At 64.7% G+C, this 16,668-nt stretch carries 15 protein-coding genes; 8 read left to right on the top strand and 7 right to left on the bottom strand.

Annotated features, from left to right (window positions below):
- The first annotated feature begins 1 nt into the window (after window position 1).
- The 5 genes from ALVIN_RS06440 (at window position 2) to ALVIN_RS06460 (ending at window position 4,209) form a co-directional block, all read left to right on the top strand.
- Window positions 2-793 (top strand): DUF2092 domain-containing protein, encoded by a 792-nt coding sequence (locus tag ALVIN_RS06440; RefSeq protein WP_012970516.1) that lies wholly within the window; start codon window positions 2-4, stop codon window positions 791-793.
- 15 nt (window positions 794-808) lie between these two features.
- A complete protein-coding gene (locus ALVIN_RS17020; protein WP_012970517.1) occupies window positions 809-1,285 on the top strand; it encodes a hypothetical protein in 477 nt (158 codons plus the stop codon).
- Between the two features lie 44 nt (window positions 1,286-1,329).
- Complete coding sequence (locus ALVIN_RS06450; protein WP_012970518.1) at window positions 1,330-1,896, top strand: hypothetical protein; 567 nt, start codon at window positions 1,330-1,332, stop codon at window positions 1,894-1,896.
- Window positions 1,897-2,017: 121 nt separating this feature from the next.
- Window positions 2,018-3,352, top strand: coding sequence for an alpha/beta hydrolase (locus ALVIN_RS06455; protein WP_012970519.1), 1,335 nt, complete (start codon window positions 2,018-2,020; stop codon window positions 3,350-3,352).
- A 56-nt stretch (window positions 3,353-3,408) separates the two neighbouring features.
- Window positions 3,409-4,209 (top strand): DUF3313 domain-containing protein, encoded by an 801-nt coding sequence (locus ALVIN_RS06460; protein WP_223295275.1) that lies wholly within the window; start codon window positions 3,409-3,411, stop codon window positions 4,207-4,209.
- An 89-nt stretch (window positions 4,210-4,298) separates the two neighbouring features.
- Here the strand turns inward: ALVIN_RS06460 and ALVIN_RS06465 are convergent, their stop codons facing one another.
- The 7 genes from ALVIN_RS06465 to pap form a co-directional block, all read right to left on the bottom strand.
- Complete coding sequence (locus ALVIN_RS06465) at window positions 4,299-6,038, bottom strand: diguanylate cyclase (RefSeq protein WP_012970521.1); 1,740 nt, start codon at window positions 6,036-6,038, stop codon at window positions 4,299-4,301.
- A 112-nt stretch (window positions 6,039-6,150) separates the two neighbouring features.
- Complete coding sequence (locus ALVIN_RS06470; RefSeq protein ID WP_012970522.1) at window positions 6,151-7,251, bottom strand: NADH:flavin oxidoreductase/NADH oxidase; 1,101 nt, start codon at window positions 7,249-7,251, stop codon at window positions 6,151-6,153.
- A 42-nt stretch (window positions 7,252-7,293) separates the two neighbouring features.
- The gene (locus ALVIN_RS06475; RefSeq protein ID WP_012970523.1) at window positions 7,294-7,590 is read right to left on the bottom strand and encodes a hypothetical protein; all 297 of its coding nucleotides are present in this window, start codon (window positions 7,588-7,590) and stop codon (window positions 7,294-7,296) included.
- A 16-nt stretch (window positions 7,591-7,606) separates the two neighbouring features.
- Window positions 7,607-8,077 carry a hypothetical protein gene (locus tag ALVIN_RS06480; RefSeq protein WP_012970524.1) on the bottom strand — a complete coding sequence of 157 codons (471 nt, stop codon included), beginning with the start codon at window positions 8,075-8,077 and terminating at the stop codon, window positions 7,607-7,609.
- A gap of 229 nt (window positions 8,078-8,306) precedes the next feature.
- Window positions 8,307-9,668, bottom strand: a complete 1,362-nt coding sequence (locus ALVIN_RS06485; RefSeq protein ID WP_012970525.1) for a DegQ family serine endoprotease — start codon at window positions 9,666-9,668, stop codon at window positions 8,307-8,309.
- 108 nt (window positions 9,669-9,776) lie between these two features.
- On the bottom strand, window positions 9,777-10,403 hold the full coding sequence (gene mobA / locus ALVIN_RS06490) for a molybdenum cofactor guanylyltransferase MobA (protein ID WP_012970526.1): 627 nt from the start codon (window positions 10,401-10,403) through the stop codon (window positions 9,777-9,779).
- A gap of 63 nt (window positions 10,404-10,466) precedes the next feature.
- Window positions 10,467-12,047 carry a polyphosphate:AMP phosphotransferase gene (gene pap / locus ALVIN_RS06495; RefSeq protein ID WP_012970527.1) on the bottom strand — a complete coding sequence of 527 codons (1,581 nt, stop codon included), beginning with the start codon at window positions 12,045-12,047 and terminating at the stop codon, window positions 10,467-10,469.
- Between the two features lie 247 nt (window positions 12,048-12,294).
- On the opposite strand from pap, the gene ALVIN_RS06500 reads away from it, so the two are divergent.
- From ALVIN_RS06500 to nrfD, 3 genes are read left to right on the top strand one after another with little or no spacing between them, the layout of a single operon-like run.
- Entirely contained in the window at window positions 12,295-15,069 is a 2,775-nt protein-coding gene (locus ALVIN_RS06500; protein WP_012970528.1) for a molybdopterin-dependent oxidoreductase, read from the top strand.
- A 16-nt stretch (window positions 15,070-15,085) separates the two neighbouring features.
- Window positions 15,086-15,703: a 4Fe-4S dicluster domain-containing protein gene (locus ALVIN_RS06505; RefSeq protein ID WP_012970529.1), complete on the top strand. Its 618-nt coding sequence runs from the start codon at window positions 15,086-15,088 to the stop codon at window positions 15,701-15,703.
- A gap of 3 nt (window positions 15,704-15,706) precedes the next feature.
- A complete protein-coding gene (gene nrfD / locus ALVIN_RS06510) occupies window positions 15,707-16,666 on the top strand; it encodes an NrfD/PsrC family molybdoenzyme membrane anchor subunit (protein ID WP_012970530.1) in 960 nt (319 codons plus the stop codon).
- Window positions 16,667-16,668: the final 2 nt, after the last annotated feature.

Here is a 16,668-nt window from a genome sequence, read left to right on the forward strand (position 1 = left end):
CATGAAACCCATCGATCCACGTCCGGTCCTGCTCCTGCTGGCCGGTCTGACACTCTCGGGGGCCGCGCTGGCCGAGGAGCCACGGGAGGCGGCGCCGAGCGAGGACGCAACGCCCCTGATCGATCCCGCCGCCATGCAGGCGCTGGAACGCATGGGCGCCTATCTGCGCGGGCTGCAATCCTTCAGCGTGAAGGCCGAGGATACGCTCGACGAGGTGCTGGAGTCGGGCCAGAAGATCCAGCTCACCAAGACGGTCGAGATCCAGGCACGCCGTCCCGATCGGCTGCGCGCCGACGTCGAGACCGATCGCAAGGCGCGCGAACTCTATTACGACGGTCGGAATTTCACCCTTGTGGCCCCGGAGAGCCGCTACTACACCACCATCCCCGCACCGCCCACGATCCGCGAGACGCTCGAATATCTTCAGGCCAAGTATGACGTCGAGTTTCCACTCGCCGATCTCTTCCTCTGGGGCGAGTCGGGTGATGACTCAGGCGCGATCCAGGAGGCGATGCGGGTCGGCGCCAGCCGCATCGCCGGTCAGTTGGCCGACCACTATGCCTTCCGTCAAGCCGATGTCGACTGGCAGATCTGGATCGCCCAGGGCGAGGCGCCTCTGCCGCTACGCTATGTGATCACGAGCAAGGACGTCGAGGGCGAGCCGCAGTTCACGGCCAATCTGAGCTGGGACACCACGGCCAAGCCGGAAGAGGCCGTATTCAGCTTCACGCCGACCAAGGACGATCATCCCATCACCATCGTCGTGACGGATGATGCCCCGGCCACACCCTAACCCGAGAGCCTGCCCATGCGATCGCGTATCCAACGATTCGTCCCGATCGCCGTGATCGCCTCTCTGGCGACCGGACTGAGCCTGATCAGCCTGGAGACTGAGGCGCGCGGCGGTGTTCATGCCTCTGCGCGGGTCTCCGTTCACGGTGGCGGTGGCGGCGCACGTCCGCGTCCGCCAGCCGGTCGCCCTCCTGCTGGTGGCGGCGGCATGGCTCGTCCGCCCGCCGGCGGTCCGCCTCCCGGCGGTGGGCGCCCACCCGCGCCCGGCTATCGCCCACCTCCGCCGGGTAATGCCTGGGCACATCCGGTTGCTGCCGGGGTCGCAGTCGCTACCACCGCCGCTGTGGTCGGCTCCATCATTTATTCGCTGCCACCGTCCTGCACCACGGTCTCGGTCAACGGACTCACCTATCAGCAATGCGGCTCGACCTGGTATCGGCCGCAATATGTCGGAACCAGCGTTCAGTACGTCGTCGTGACCTCGCCCTATTGATCGTTCCTGTCGTCGTTTCACTCAACCACTGAGGATTCATGAGCATGAAGACACCTACACGCCCGATCCATCTGGCCTGCGCCCTGACCCTGAGCCTGATCGGTCTTTCGGCTACCGTCCAGGCCGAGACCCTGCCCGTCGCGGGCGGCGCGGTTTCCACCTCGCTCACTGGTACCGTGACCGTGGTCAATGTCGAACAGCGCATGCTTACCATCAAGACTCCTGAGGGGCGGTTCGAGGTGTTGCGTGTTCCCGCCGAGGTCAAGCGTCTCAACGAGATAAAGATCGGCAACACCCTGACTATCACCGAAACCGAACTCCTGCTGGTCGACCTGCAGAAGGGTGCCGATGTCGGTGAACCGAGCGTGTCGAGTGAATCGGTGATCGTGCGCGATCCGGGCGCTAAACCCGCCGGCATGATGATCGATTCGCTGACCGTCACGGGAATCGTCACGGCGCTGGACAAGAAGAATGCAAGCGTGACCATTCAGGGACCGGATGAGCACATCACACTCAAGGTCGAGGATCCGAGCGTGCTCGATTCAGTGGCCGTGGGCGATGGCGTGAGCGCCTCCTACATGCGGGCGATCAGCGGTGAAGTGACCTTCTAGAAGACCGACCGGTCCCCGCAATCGGCGTCCATACGGCCGCGGGGGCCGGTGTTTGGCCAAATCACCCTTTTCGATGGAGCGGACTTTCCTGGATATCACCTGAAAAACGGGTTTCGACACCATGCCATGCTCATCGCGCGCCACCGCCGCCGTCCTGCTCGCCGTCGTCCTACTCGGTGGTTGCGCCACCAGCGGGCGCCCGCTGATGCCTACGCCCACGCTCTATCAGACCCCGGACGGACCGGCGCTCTTCGAGCCGTCCGGTCAGGCGCACCCGAACACGGATCTCGACCTGCTCTATCTCACCGACCGCGCGCCCGAAACCGCGCCCGAAAGTCCTCTGCCCTATGGTCAGGAACGGGCGCGCAACATCCGCTTCGGTCGCGCCCAGGTGCGACTGATGCCGCCGATGGATTGGGAAACGCTGCGCGCCCGGAGCCGGTCGGCCAAGCGCGCCCCCGAGATCACGCTGGAACTGGGCGCGGTGCAGGAGCTGGGCGCCTTTCCAGAGGAGCCCTATCGGCTAGGCCGCGATGCCCAGGGGAAGATCCTGCGCGACCGGGAGGAATTGGCACAGCATGCCGCTTCCAAGTCGCGGCTCCAGGGCGAGGTCCAGCGCCGACTGGCCGGTGTGCCCAAGAAAGAGGTGCTGCTCTATATCCACGGCTTCAACGAAACCTTCGAAACCGCCGCCTTCACCACGGCGGAGCTGTGCCACTTCCTGGGGCGTGAACAGGTGTGCGCCTTCTTCACCTGGCCGGCATCCTCCAGCGGCAACTTCCTGATTTCCTACACCACCACCACCGAGTCGGCGGACTACGCGGTCGAGCATCTCAAGAAATCCATCCGAATGATCGCGGCCACGCCGGGTCTGGAGCGGTTGCAGATCCTGGCCCACAGTCGCGGCACCGCGCTCACGCTCAAAGCGGTGCGCGAACTGGCGCTGGAGGCCATCGCCGCCGGCAAGGAACCTGTGGATCTCTACCACATCGAGAATCTGGTTCTGCTCTCGCCCGATATCGATGTGGACATCGCCGGTCAGCAGCTCACAGGCTTTCTCTCCGACCCGGATCTGGTCACGGTCTGGCCAGAGGCGCGGCTGCCGCGCGTGCTCAAGGGACGCCTGACGATCTACGCTTCCCCCGAGGATCGGGCGCTGCGGGTCTCGCGCTGGCTGTTTCGCAGTCGCAACCGTGTCGGACAAGTGCGTCCCGAGGACATCCCGGACAAAACCCAGCGCTATTTCGCGATCCTGGACCGGGCCGATTTCATCGGCTACGAAGGTCGGCGGACCGATTTCTTCGGACACTCCTACTTCACGAGCAATCCGATGGTCAGCTCGGACCTGATCCAGTTGATCCGCTACGGCAAACGCCTGGGCGAGCCGGGACGCGAGCTGGTCAAGACCGGACTGGTGACCTGGGAGTTTCCGGTCGAAGCCGCGATGCAAAACTGAACGGCATCGATGCGATTCACCGGATCGACAGCATGTTTCACATGAGAAAACACGATATGACCGACAGACACTTCGATACCTCGTCCTGGATGCGCGGCCTCGCCTTGACGGCAGCCGTGCTCGCCGCCGGTTGCGCCTCCACCGGCTCCAATCCGCTCGGCAGCGGTACCGGCGTCACCGTCAGCGATCCGGGCCGGCTGACCCAGAGCGGGTTTCTGTCGAACTATGCCCGTCTCAAGCCGGTGGCCTGGGCCGAGGGCATCCAGTGCTGGCGCCGGCCCGGTCTCGACATCAAGCGCTACGACAAGGTGCTGATCGCGCGTATGAGTGTCTCGCTCAAGCCCGGCCAGCAGACGACGATCGACCCGACCGATCTCAAGACGCTGACCGACTATTTCCATGACTCGATGGTCAAGGCGCTCCAGCCGCAGATGAAGGTGGTCGAGAAGCCCGGACCGGGCGTGCTCGGACTGCGGATCGCCCTGACCAATCTCGTTCCCACCGACGTGACCCGCAGTGTGACCGGAACCGTCATCCCCTATGGCTTCGTGGCCGAGGCCGGCGCGGGAGCCGCCACGGGACGACCCGCCGGCTCCACCCCCTATCTGGGCGAGACCGGCATGGAGATGCAGTTCGTCGACAGCGCCAAGGGAACCATCCTCGCCGAGTGCCGAGATACCCAGATCGGGCGCAAATATGCCGCCGAGCTGGATACCGGGGCGACGGGCGCGGCCCAGACCTGGGCCAGCGGTTATGTCAACTCCTTCCAGAGCTGGGCCTATGCCAAGAATGCGTTCGACAAGTGGTCGGCGCTGACCGCGCAGCGTCTGGCCGCGTTGCGCGGCGCGGGGCGCTAGCATCGTGTCGTCATGAGTCGCGTCCGAGGCATGGCAACGCCCATGTGAAAGCGTCTGGGGCTGGATTGCCGGATCTGGGCCCCGTGGCGCTATTTAGCTACCACGCTCGGATTCTCAGCCTGGTAGCCGTTGCGATGGCCATCGTAATGCCAGCGGTTACGACCGTCTTGCTTTGCGCGATACATCGCCTGATCGGCCACTTGCAATAGACGGGCGAGTTGTTGTCCGTCCGCCGGGGACAGCGCAATGCCGATACTCGCGCCGATACGGACCTCGCCGGCGGGAGTCGGTATGGCGGTCGCCAGACTCTCCAGCAGTTTAGCGGCGACGACCCCCGCATCGGTTTCGTGTGTCATGCCGCGCAGAATCAGCACGAATTCATCGCCACCGATACGCGCGACGCTATCACCCTCGGCACGCACCAGGGCGCGCATCCGCTCGGCGACCGCGATCAGCACGGCATCACCGGCCTCATGACCCAGTTGATCATTGACGGGCTTGAAGCGATCGAGATCCACGACCATCAGTGCATAGGGTGCCCGTCGATCACACAGATCGCTGACTCGCCGTGACAGACCTTCACGGTTGAACAGTCCGGTCAACGGATCGGTTTCTGCCCGTTGCTGGGCCTGCTGTTTCTCCTGCCTCAGCAACTCGATCCGCTGCGCCAGGGCGAGCGAGAACAGCATCACTTCCAGCGACACGCCCATCTGGAACGCATGCTCAATCCAGAGTGTATCCGGGGCAAGCCCAAGCGCACGCGCCAGGGTCAGGAGCGCGCCGACCAGTGGTGCGAATTGAGCGAGCAGAAACAAGCGTGCAGGTCGATAACCGCGCCACAGAACGCGCAGCGTTGCAACGAAGATCAGGAGCGTCATGGTGGTGCCGACCCAGAACGCCAGTTGATTGCCAATCGCGTACTGATCGGCGATGCTCAAGGCGATCATTCCTAGCGCGGCCAGCGTGATCCCGCGCAGCGCCAGATCGAAAACCGGCGCCTTTCTGGGCGTGTCGAGAAAGCGGCGCACCCACCAGGACAGGGCGATGAAATGCAGCGCGGGTATCAGCGCATGCTGGTAATCGGCCAGCCAGAGATTCGTTGGCCAGAGGTACTGGTAGGCGTGGCCGTTCAATTCGAGAATGACCACCAGCGAGGTCAGACAGGCCAGCACATAGATGCCATAGAGCGAATCGCGCAACGCGATCCAGAGAAAAGCGTTGTAGATCAGCATGCCCAGGATGAGGCCGTAGCTGATGCCCAGCCAGAGATTCTCGTGCGCCATGCGCTCGCGTAACGACTGCGGCCCCCACAGTCGCACGGGAACTGCCAGACTGTCGCCGGTCGCCACGCGCAGATACAGGCTGTAGGTGCCGGGGCCGGGAAGTGCGAGCGGAAATATGAACAGTCGATGGGCGAGCGGACGCTCGGCAAAGGGTTGGTGGTCGCCCACGCGGGTCATCCGGTAGTGCCCATCGGCATCGGGCACGTAGAGACGCAGGTCGTCCAAGGACGGCAGGGCCACTTCCAGCCACCAGTGACCGTCATCAGGCTCCAAAGCCCCGGTATTCTCATGAACGTCGAGTTTCAGCCAGATCGCATCATGGGTAAAGCCAAATCCAGCTTGCCCTGCAAGCGGGGTGAAGGAGCGTTCGCGAACCTGATCGAAGTCCAGACGGCCGCTGGGATCGCGCAACACGGAGAGATAGCCCTCGGCGCGCTGGCCCTGGGGGCGATCCTCCAGCACTAGTGGGGCGGACAGGGCATCACTCAGCCGGAAAATCGTCAGTGTCAACAAAATCACGACCTTGTATAAAAAACTGTTTTTCATTGTGATTTTGTTTAGGTTCAGGTGACGCGAAGAATAGCGATGATAGGGATGTTGAATATGTTGGTGACGGCAAAGCTGGAAGAGTGAGACTCTGAGCGTTCAAGTTCATGGCTCAGGCGCTGGGCCGATACTTCTCCAGCCAGTGCGCATAGGGAGCCGGCAAGACCCAGGACGCCCTGTCTTCGTTCAGCGCCAGGGCCGCCTGATAGGGCCAGTGCGGGTTGGCCAGATGGGCGCGCCCGACCATCACCAGATCCATCTGCTGCTGCTCGATGACACGATTGCAGGTGGCGGGGGCATCGATGCCCCAGGCCGAAGCGACCGGCAGCTCGGCTTCGCGGCGAACGCGCTCGGCGATGGGGGCCAGAAACGCCGGTCCCCAGGGAATCTGGGCGGTCGGCGTGGAAAACCCGACGCTGACGCTCAGCAGATCCAGACCGCCACGCCGCCAGTCTCGCACCAGCTCAATCGACTCGGCCAGCGTCTCCTCGTCGTGGCCATCGAACTCGATGACGCCGAAGCGGGCCGTCAGCGGCAGACGTTCCGGCCAGACCTCGCGCACGGCCGCCAGGGTCTCGCGCAGGAAACGGCCGCGTCCGGCGGCGTCGCCGCCGTAGTCGTCGGTACGCTGGTTGGAGTGGACGGAGAAGAAGCTTTGTCCCAGATAGCCATGAGCGAAGTGCAGTTCGAGCCATTCGAAACCGGCCTCGCGGGCACGGTTGGCGGCGGCCACGAAGTCGCCGCGAACGCGGGCGATCTCCTCTAGGCTCATGGCCTTGGAGACGCGCGGCAGATTGGCGCCGAAGGCGATCGCCGAGGGAGCGAGCGGTGTCCAGCCGCGCGGGTCGCCTTCGGGAATGTGGTCGTCACCCTCCCAAGGGCGGTTGGCGCTGGCCTTGCGGCCGGCATGGCCGATCTGGATACCCGGAACCGCGCCACCGGCTTTGATCGCGGCCGCGATGCGCGCCAGACCTTCGGCCTGGGTCTCGTTCCAGAGTCCGAGACAGGCCGGGGTGATGCGACCCTCCGGGGCCACGGCGGTGGCCTCGACGATCACCAGTCCGGCCCCACCGCGCGCCAAGCTTGCGTAATGGGCCTGGTGCCAAGCGTTGGTGAGGCCGTTTTCGGCACTGTACTGGCACATCGGCGGGACGGCGATGCGGTTACGCAGCGTGATGTCCTTGAGCCTGAAGCTGGAGAAGAGTGCGGACATGGTGAGTTCCTGAATGCCGTTTGGGCGCGGTGGGTGCGGCGGTTACTTGAACAGATCCTGTGCGGCTCTGGCCAAGTCTTCTGGCGCTGGGGAGGTTCCCGCCGCCGCTGGGGTGAGGCTGGATTCGAAATGCTCGCAGAAGTTGGCGCGTGTCTTGTCGAGCACGCGCTCGGCCAGCGGTTTCAGACAATCGTTGGGGCGACCGGACGCGTGGTGGCGGCAGTTGCGACACACGCGGGTTGGCTTGCCGCACGCCATGCAGCACGTCTCCCGCCCATAGTCCGACTGGTCCAGGCCGGCGCCGCGGTACCAGCATGTACCGACGATCTCGGTGTGCATGACCCCGCCTGCCACGCTAGGCCGTGAGTCCGAGACGGGCGCGTAGGGCACTCACATCGCTCATGAATGCGATGGATGCCACGCTTTCCCCGTTCAGTTCGATCACTGTGACTTGGCCCGCTTGGCGCGGCAGGTTCATCGTGTCCTCAGCCGCTCGTCCCAGGAGCACCGGGTACGGGCGCTTGCGCAGCTTCGGCATGGCGAACATCTTCGTCACCATCGCCGGCATGGCGCTGATGTCGGCCACATAGGCGATGCCTGCCTGCTCCATGGTCTCGCCCGTCTGTCCCTCCAGCACCGCATCGGCCAGATTCGATCCGTCCTTGTCCGCAGAGAAGAGCAGGAACCGGCTCACACTGAGCGTCGTCCGGGCTGTGTCGTGCTGATCGTTCAGCGACAGGGCCGGGGCGGTATCGCCGACCTGAAGTTCGGCCGTGCCGGCCAGAGCGGGGAGCATGAGCGGAAGCAGGGTAAAGCTGGAAGGCATGGCTGGACTCGTGTTCGATGGTTGGAAGCGTGGCAACGCTAGCGTCTGGCGTGGACGAAGACAAGCTGAGTGAAGCCGCGCTGAACAGATCCGCACGCTCGGGCAGATCCTGATCTGTTAACGCGCGCCTGAGTGGGGCAAGTCTTGTGAGCAAAAATGGATCTGTTCTCGTGGCCATGGACATTTCGATCAAGCGTTACCCGATAGCGAACGGGGCGAGCCGAGACGCTCAGCGTCGCGACAGCAGGATCAGATCATCACCGCGCTGGATGCGCAGGCTATACAGCCCCTTGGAGGCGCGCAGGATCTGGGCGATATCGCGTGGATCACCGATGCGCTGGCCATTGACCTGGACCAGACGATCGCCCTCGCGCAACCCGGCCAGCCAGGCCGGACTCTCGGGGTCGACGGTCCCCACGGGCACGGCCGGGATGCCCGAGGTCGTGTCCAGTTCGCCGAATCGGGCGCCGGCCAGAACCGGCGACAGGCGTTCGCCCGGAATGTAATGGCGATAGGGATCGGCGACGCGCCCGGTCAGCCGACGCGGCTTGCCGTCACGCAGGATGTCGAGCGTGATCGACTCGCCGACCCGCAGCAGTCCGAACTGATTGCGCAGATCCGATGCGCCGCGCACGGCTTTGTCGTTGAGCTTCAGGATGATGTCGCCCACGCGCAGTCCAGCCTCGTCGGCCGCCGAACCGCGCTCCACGGTCGTGATCAGGGCGCCATCGAGGTTGCTCAGACCCAGAGCGCCGGACAGATCATCGGTCAGATCCTGCACCGCGACACCGAACAGACCGCGCCGCACCGCGCCGAACTCGACGAGTTGCTCCAGGATGGCGCGCGCCATGTTGGTTGGGATCGCGAAGCCGATGCCGATGTTGCCGCCGCCGGGGGCGAGGATGGCGGTGTTCATGCCGACCAGCTCGCCGTTCAGGTTCACCAGCGGTCCGCCCGAGTTGCCGGGGTTGATCGAGGCATCGGTCTGGATGAAGTTCTCGTAGCCTTCGATACCCAGCCCCGTGCGTCCCAGGCCGCTGACGATGCCCGAGGTCACGGTCTGGCGCAGTCCGAACGGGTTGCCGATGGCGACCACGAAATCACCGACACGCAGCCGGTCGGAGTCGGCGAGGGGCAGGGCGCTCAGATCCTGGACCGGGATGCGCAGCACGGCGACATCGGTCTCCGGATCGCTGCCGATCAGGGTTGCCTCCAGGGTGCGCCCATCGTGCAGCGTCACCCGGATCGCGTCGGCCTTGGCGATGACATGATGATTGGAGAGCACCAGACCGCGCCCGGCGTCGACGATGATGCCCGAGCCGAGACTGCTGTTCTCGCGCGACTGGCGCCGGCTGGGAATGTCGAAGAAATGACGGAAGAAGGGGTCGCGCAGCAGGGGATGTTCGGCCGTCTCGATGCGGGTGACGGTCGAGACGTTGACCACGGCGGGCAGCACGCGCTCCAGCATGGGCGCGAGCGTCGGCAGCGGCTGGCCGTCGACGCTCAGCGGCAGCGCGGCCTGAGACACGGTCGTCAGACACAGGAGCAGCGGCAACAGGCTCCAATAAGACTGGGTAAGCCGGGAGTACATGGATTTCACCGTAATCTCTGGACGTTGGCGATTCGATCGCTGAAAACTAGCGAGCCGCCTCCACCTGTGCAAGTCCGGATCTGGCCTCGGAGAATTACCGATTCGTCATCATCGGTCGTGATCGTCAGCGGATTTTTGACCGATCTGCTCGGCGAACCGCTGGAGTTCCTCGGGCGTATTGAGATTACCGAACGCCTCGGGCTGGTCGCTGAAATCGGCCAGCGCGAGCCGATGGCTGCGCTGCCAGTCCTCGACCCGGCGACCGCCCTCGACCAGAAAGCGCTCGAGATCCTCGGCGAGCGCGACCGGCAGCAGTGCATGGACCGACTGCCGGCGCCGGCCATCCGTGGCCACGGCCAGTTCGGCGTCCTGCTCGACCAGTGCCGCGATCAGCCGCGCGGCGAGATCCGGCGGTGGCCGTGGAGCATCGCAGGGCAGGGTGAGTATCCAGTCGGTGCGGGCGGCGCGCATCCCGGCCAGGAATCCGGCCAGCGGACCCTGGTAGTCCGGTATCGAGTCGGTGATGACCGGATAGCCAAACGTGGCATAGCGCTCCAGATGCCGGTTGGCGTTGATCAGCACGGGGCCGACCTGGGGGGCGAGGGCGGCGAGCGTCCAGGCGATCAGCGGCCGTCCGTCGACCGGCAGCAGTCCCTTGTCCACGCCGCCCAGGCGTCGCGCACGACCGCCGGCCAGAACGACACCAGTCAGGGGCGCGGCGAGAGGTGAGGTCATGGAGTCGTGCACCTGTGACAGGATGATCGAGCGTGACGGGGCAGGATGCCGCACCGAACGATTTCACCCGCCGCCAGTCTTCACCGGCTTGCCAGTGGCGGCCGGCTCGACGCGCTTCTCGCCACAGGGCAGATAGCCGGCGGTCGGTGCCGGCGGTCCCTTGAGCGCCTCGTTGAGCGCGTCGCAGACGGTGCGCAGCACCTTGACGCGCGCATAGGGTTTGTCGTTGCCCTCGACCAGGGTCCAGCCGGCATGGCGCGTGCTGGTGCGCACGATCATCTCGTTGACGGCCTCCTTGTACTGCGGCCACTTCTCGCGATTGCGCCAGTCGTCCTCCGTGATCTTGTAGCGCTTGTAGGGCACCTCCTCGCGGTCCTTGAAACGCTTGAGCTGCTCGTCCTGGCTGATGTGGATCCAGAATTTGACCAGCACGATACCGCTGTCGACGAGCTGTTCCTCGAAGCGGTTGATCTCTGAATAGGCACGGCGCCACGCGGACGCCCCGGCGAATCCCTCGACACGCTCGACCAGCACGCGCCCGTACCAGGAGCGGTCGTAGATCGTCATGAGGCCGGCGCGCGGGATGTGACGCCAGAAGCGCCACAGGTAGTGATGGGCCTTCTCTTCGTCGGTCGGCGCCGCGACCGGGATGGAGCGGTAGAGCCGTGCGTCGACGGCCTGGGTGATACGGCGGATGGCGCCGCCCTTGCCGCCGGCATCCATGCCCTCGAACACCAGCACGGCCGAACGCTGCTTGTTGTAGGCGCTCCAGGCCAGCTCGTTGAGTTCGGTCTGCAACCGCTTGAGTTCGCTCTTGTAGTCCTCGTGCGGCAGGGCCAGATCGAGGTCGAGCTGATCGAGCAGGGTGATCTGGGCGCTGTCGCTCTCGGGCAGTTCCGGGCTGGTCGGGGTGCCGTTGGCCTCGTTCGCTCCGCTCTCGGCCAGCCGCGAGCGGATGGCGTGCAACAGCGTCTTGCCGACGGTCAGGTCGCGATAGCGCCGGTCGCCGGCCTCGATCAGATACCAGGGCGCACTGCCACGGTCGGTATGCAGGATGACGCGCTCGGCCACCTGCTCGAAGGCGGCATAGTGCTCGGAGAACTTGCTCTTCTCCGGCAGCATCTTCCAGCGGCTGCGATCGTCGCGCGAGAGTTCCTTGAGCCGCGCCTTCTGGTCGGACTCGGACATGTGGAACCAGAACTTGACGATCAGCGCCCCGTCCTGGACCAGCATCCGCTCGAAGTCGACGATGCGATTGAGTTCGCCGTCGAGTTCGGCGTCGCTGCACTGACCGCGAAAGCGATGCTCGATCGGCGTCTGGTACCAGCCGCCGAACAGGATCGAGATCTCGCCGCGCGGCGGCATGGCACGCCAGAAACGCCAGTAGCGGGGACGCTCGCGCTCTTCGTCGGACTCGTTCCAGAAGGCGAAGGTCTGCACGCCGCGCGTGTCGAGCCATTCGTTGAGCCGGTTGACCACCTCGCCCTTGCCGGCCGCCTCCACCCCGGAGACCAGCACGATCACCGGGATGTTGGTGTGCCGGAGTTCGCGCTGGACCTCCAGGAGCTGGGTGCGCAGTTCTTCCTGCTGCTCCTTGTAATCCTGCTTGCTGACCGAGCGGCCGACCTTCGTTGCCTCGAACATCTGTCGTGTCCTCTATGTGCTAGTCGCGGCGAGCTTGCCATATCGGTTGGGGTGTTGTCTGCACGGCGGGACCGCCAGCGCTCCACACTTGACCCATATCAACCAATTAGAATCTTCCGATGGACCTCGAACGGGCGCTTGCCGTAATGTTGCCGACCGGCCCACGCTTGCCGTCTGAATCGCGCAAGACCCCCTAATCCCGTGGCCAAGACCCGGGCTCCTATCGACCACCTCGGAGGACATCCTCATGGCTTGGAGCATTCCACGCCTCTCCCGCCGTGCCTTCCTCAAAACCACAGGCTACGGCGCGGCCGGGCTGACACTCCTGTCGCCGGCCACCCAGTTCGTCAAGACCGCCGCCGCCAAGGATGAGACCATCGAAGAGGTCTCCTACAGCATCTGCAACTTCTGCTCCTCGGTGTGCAATCTCAAGGTCACGACCCACACCCGCAACGGCGAGAAGCGCGTCGTCAAGCTCGACGGCAATCCGCATTCGACCCTCAACCGCGGCAAGATCTGCGCGCGCGGTCAGTCCGGACTGCGCCAGACCTACGACACCGACCGGCTCAAGACGCCCCTGATCCGCGTCGAGGGTTCCAAGCGCGGCGAATACGCCTTCCGCGCCGCGAGTTGGGAGGAGGCCTACGACTACATCGCCCGAAAGACCCAGGCGGCCGCGATCCAGCCCTGGGAGTGGACCATGGTCGGCGGCTGGACCTCATGCGTGTTCTACATGAGCTGGGCGGTGCCCTTCGCCATGGCCAACGAGGTGCCCAACATCGTCGCCTCGCCGATGCAGCACTGCGTCACCACGGGGCACCTGGGCACGGATCTCGTCACCGGCAACTTCAACATCCACGACGAGATGCTGCCGGACTTCGACAATGCCAAGTACATCCTCTTCATGGGCAACAACGCCTCCATCGGCGCGGTCTCGACCTGCCGCATGGTGCGTTTCGCCCAGGGGCGCAAAAAGGGCGCCAAGATCGTCGCACTCGACCCGCGCCGCTCGGAGACGGCGGCCAAGGCGGATGAATGGATCCAGATCCGCCCCGGAACCGACCTGCCGTTCCTGCTGGCGATGATGCGCATCCTGATGGACGAGGGACTGTACGACGCGGCGTTCCTGCGCAAGCACACCAATATGCCGTTCCTCGCCTATCGCGACGAGACCGGCGAGCTGCGATTGCTGACCGACGAGCAGGGGCGGCCCAGGGTGCGGGTCGAGGGCCGTGACGAGGTGCGCACGGTCGCCGCCTTCAGCAACGACAATACCGTCGATGTCGACGGCAACGCCTTCACCCCGGCGCTCAAGACCCCCAAGGATTACAGCCTCGACGGACGGGCGGTGATGACGGTGTTCGAGGCCCAGCTCCAGGAACTCGAACCCTACACCGCCAAATGGGCCGCCGACATCACCGGCATCGACGCCGAGGTGATCGAGCGCATCGCCCATGAGTTCGGCACCACGCGCCCGGCGATCATCGATCCGGGCTGGCATGGCGCGCGTTACGGCAACATCATGATGACGCGCCGCGTCCAGGCCATGATCCAGGCGCTCACCGGCGGACTCGATCGCGTCGGCGGCTGGATGAACTCCGCCGAGGTCCATCACAAGGCCGCGCGTATGTACGAGGCCATGGAGCACGGCTATGAGATGGGCTCGCCGCTGGCCACGCTCGCCGGCATGGCCTTTGCCAAGATGGTGATCGGCGCGCTGTCGAAGCGCGAGAACTTCTCGCACGGGCGTCCGGGTTGGACCTGGGCCTGGAACGCGCAGGAGAAGGCCGCCGGGCACTTCAGTGTCGCCCTGCCGGTGATGACCGAATCCGGGTTGCGCGAGTCGGTCGAGGGTCGTGTGCAGTTCAACGGCGAGCCGTATCTGACGCGCGCCTTCCTGATCAACGCCTCCAATCCGGTGCGTCACTATTATCCCGACTCGCGCTGGAAGGAGACCCTGAGTCACGAAAACGTCGAGCTGGTGGTGATGATCGAGGTGCTGCCTTCGGACACCGCGCCCTATGCCGACGTCATCCTGCCCAACACCACCTATCTGGAACGCGACGAGCCGACCCTCTACGGCAACGGCGTCAACCATGATCTGGCGCTGACCACGCGCTATGCCGCCATCCCCCCGCTCTACGACACCGAGGAGACGGCCGACATCCTGCTCAAGATGACCGAGATCATCTCGGGCAACACCGACACCTTCCACGACTGGGTCGAGAAGCTGACGGGCCTCAAGGCCGCGCCGATCAAGGCCGCGCTCGAACGCAACCGTCAGACCATGAAGAAGGGCGCCTATCAGCTCGCCTGCCGCGAGGTCGCCTTCAATCAGGCCGCCGAACGGCTCGGCGTGACGCCCGACCACATCGATCGCGTGCTGCGCGCCAAGGGCGTCTATCACGAACTCGACCGCGAGCAGATCCTCGAAGAGCACGCCATGCCCTGGCGGATGCCGGTGCCGACCGAGAGCGGACGGGTCGAGTTCTTCTCCAGCCTGATGCGCCAGTTGCGCGACGGCGGTCACACCGCGCCCAACTTCAACGTGCTCGCCGCCAATGTCCCGATCCAGTTGCGCTCCGGCTCGCCGCGCGAGATCGCCGCACCGCTGGCCAAGGACGAGTTCTATTTCACCTATGGCAAGACGCCGACCGTCTCGCACGCCTCGACCAACAGCAACAATCCGGTGCTCTCGGCGATCAACGAGTTCAAGAGCGACGTTTACAAAGGCGTCTGGATCCATCCGGAGCGCGCCAGTCGGCTCGGGATCGCGATGGGCGATCCGATCCAGTTGACCAACACCCAGTCCGGCCAGCAGACCACGGGCAACGCCTATGTGACGCGCCTGATCCATCCGGACGTCATCTTCGTCTACAGTTCGTTCGGCGTCGAGAACAAGGCCCTGTCGCGCACCCACGGCGACGGCACCGCCACCAGCAAGCTCATCCCCTATCAGGTCGAGCCGGTGGTCGCGGGCTTCCGCTCACAGGAGTTCACCGTCCGCGTCAACCGGGCCTGAAGGAGGATTCTGATCCATGACTCACTATGCGATGGTCATCGACCTCAACACCTGCGTCGGCTGCAATGCCTGCATGGCCGCCTGCGCGATGGAGAACCAGACCCCGGTCTGGGACAAGAACAAGTGGCGCACCTATGTGCACGACAAGGAGATCGGTGTCGGCTCGGACGTGCAGCGGCGTTTCTTCCCGCGGCTGTGCAACCACTGCGACAACCCGCCCTGCATGACCGTCTGTCCGACCGGCGCGACCCAGAAGAAGGCCAACGGCATCGTCTTCGTCGATCAGGAACTGTGCATGGGCTGCGGCGCCTGCGCCATGGCCTGTCCCTATCATGCGCGCGTTCCGGTCACGCGGCGCGACATGCGCCAGGGACGCGAGTTCTATGGTTCGGACTATCGACGCACCAGTCCCAGCATGGACAAGTGTTCCTTCTGCGATCATCTGGTCGAGCAGGGCCGCAAACCGGCCTGTGTCGAGACCTGCGTCGGCTACGCGCGGATGTTCGGCGATCTCGACGACCCCAATGATCCGGTGGCCCAGATGGTGGCGAGCGGCGCGGCACGGGCGCTGATGCCGCACATCGGCACCCGGCCCAATGTTTACTACATCGACGATATCCGCTGGAGGGGCTGAACGATGGACGTCAACATGACCTATGCGACCCAGGACATGTGGACCTGGTGGCTCGCCATCTATCTCTACTTCGGCGGTCTGGGCGCGGCGACGCTGGCCGTGACCTTTCTGACCGATATGTATCTCAAGCCCAATCGCGCGCTGGTGATCTGGGGCGCGGGCGCGGGCGTGGTGCTGCTGGCGCTCGGTTCGCTGATGCTGTTCGGCCATCTGCTCGACAAGACGGCGGTGCTGACCGTGCTCAATCCGCTGGCGCTGTTCAACCAGTCGAGCGCCTGGATCGCCTGGGGCACCCAGTTCATCATCTGGATGATGGTCTGGGGCGTGCTCTACGCGCTGCCCTATGTGCGCGAGACCGAGTTTCCGCATAAGGTGCCGGTGATCCGCGACCTGATCGACAAACCGTTCGTCATCGGCACCTCCAGGCTGGTGCAGCGGTTCCATCGCAGTGTCGGCTGGCTGGCGGTCATCAATGGGGTGGGTGTGGCCGTGTATACCGGACTGCTGCTGCAATCCTTCCCGGCGGTGGCGTTGTGGCACAATCCGGCGGTACCGCTGCTGTTCACGGTCTCGGCCTTCTCGACCGCGATGGCGTTTCTGCTGGTCCTGATGTATACGCTGCTGCACGATCAGGCCGATGAGCACGTTCGGGTGCTCTATGAGCGCATCGACCTGGTGCTGATCGCCGCCGAGCTGGTGATCCTGTTCTCGCTCTACCAGTATCTCAAGAACGGCTCGGAGTCCGGCGTGCGTTCGATGGAGCTGCTGTGGAACGACTACGGCTGGCTGATCGGCTTCATCGGCTTCGGTCTGATCGTGCCCTTCCTGCTCGAACTCAAGGGCGTGATGCGCGGCTGGGCCAGCCGGGTGCCGATCCTGACGGCGGCCGTGCTGGTGCTGGCGGGCGGCTATCTGCTGCGGCATTACTTCATGTATGCCGGGGTCTACGCCTATCCCTGGTGAGG

It is taken from the genome of Allochromatium vinosum DSM 180, from assembly GCF_000025485.1.
Taxonomy (GTDB): Bacteria; Pseudomonadota; Gammaproteobacteria; order Chromatiales; family Chromatiaceae; genus Thermochromatium; species Thermochromatium vinosum.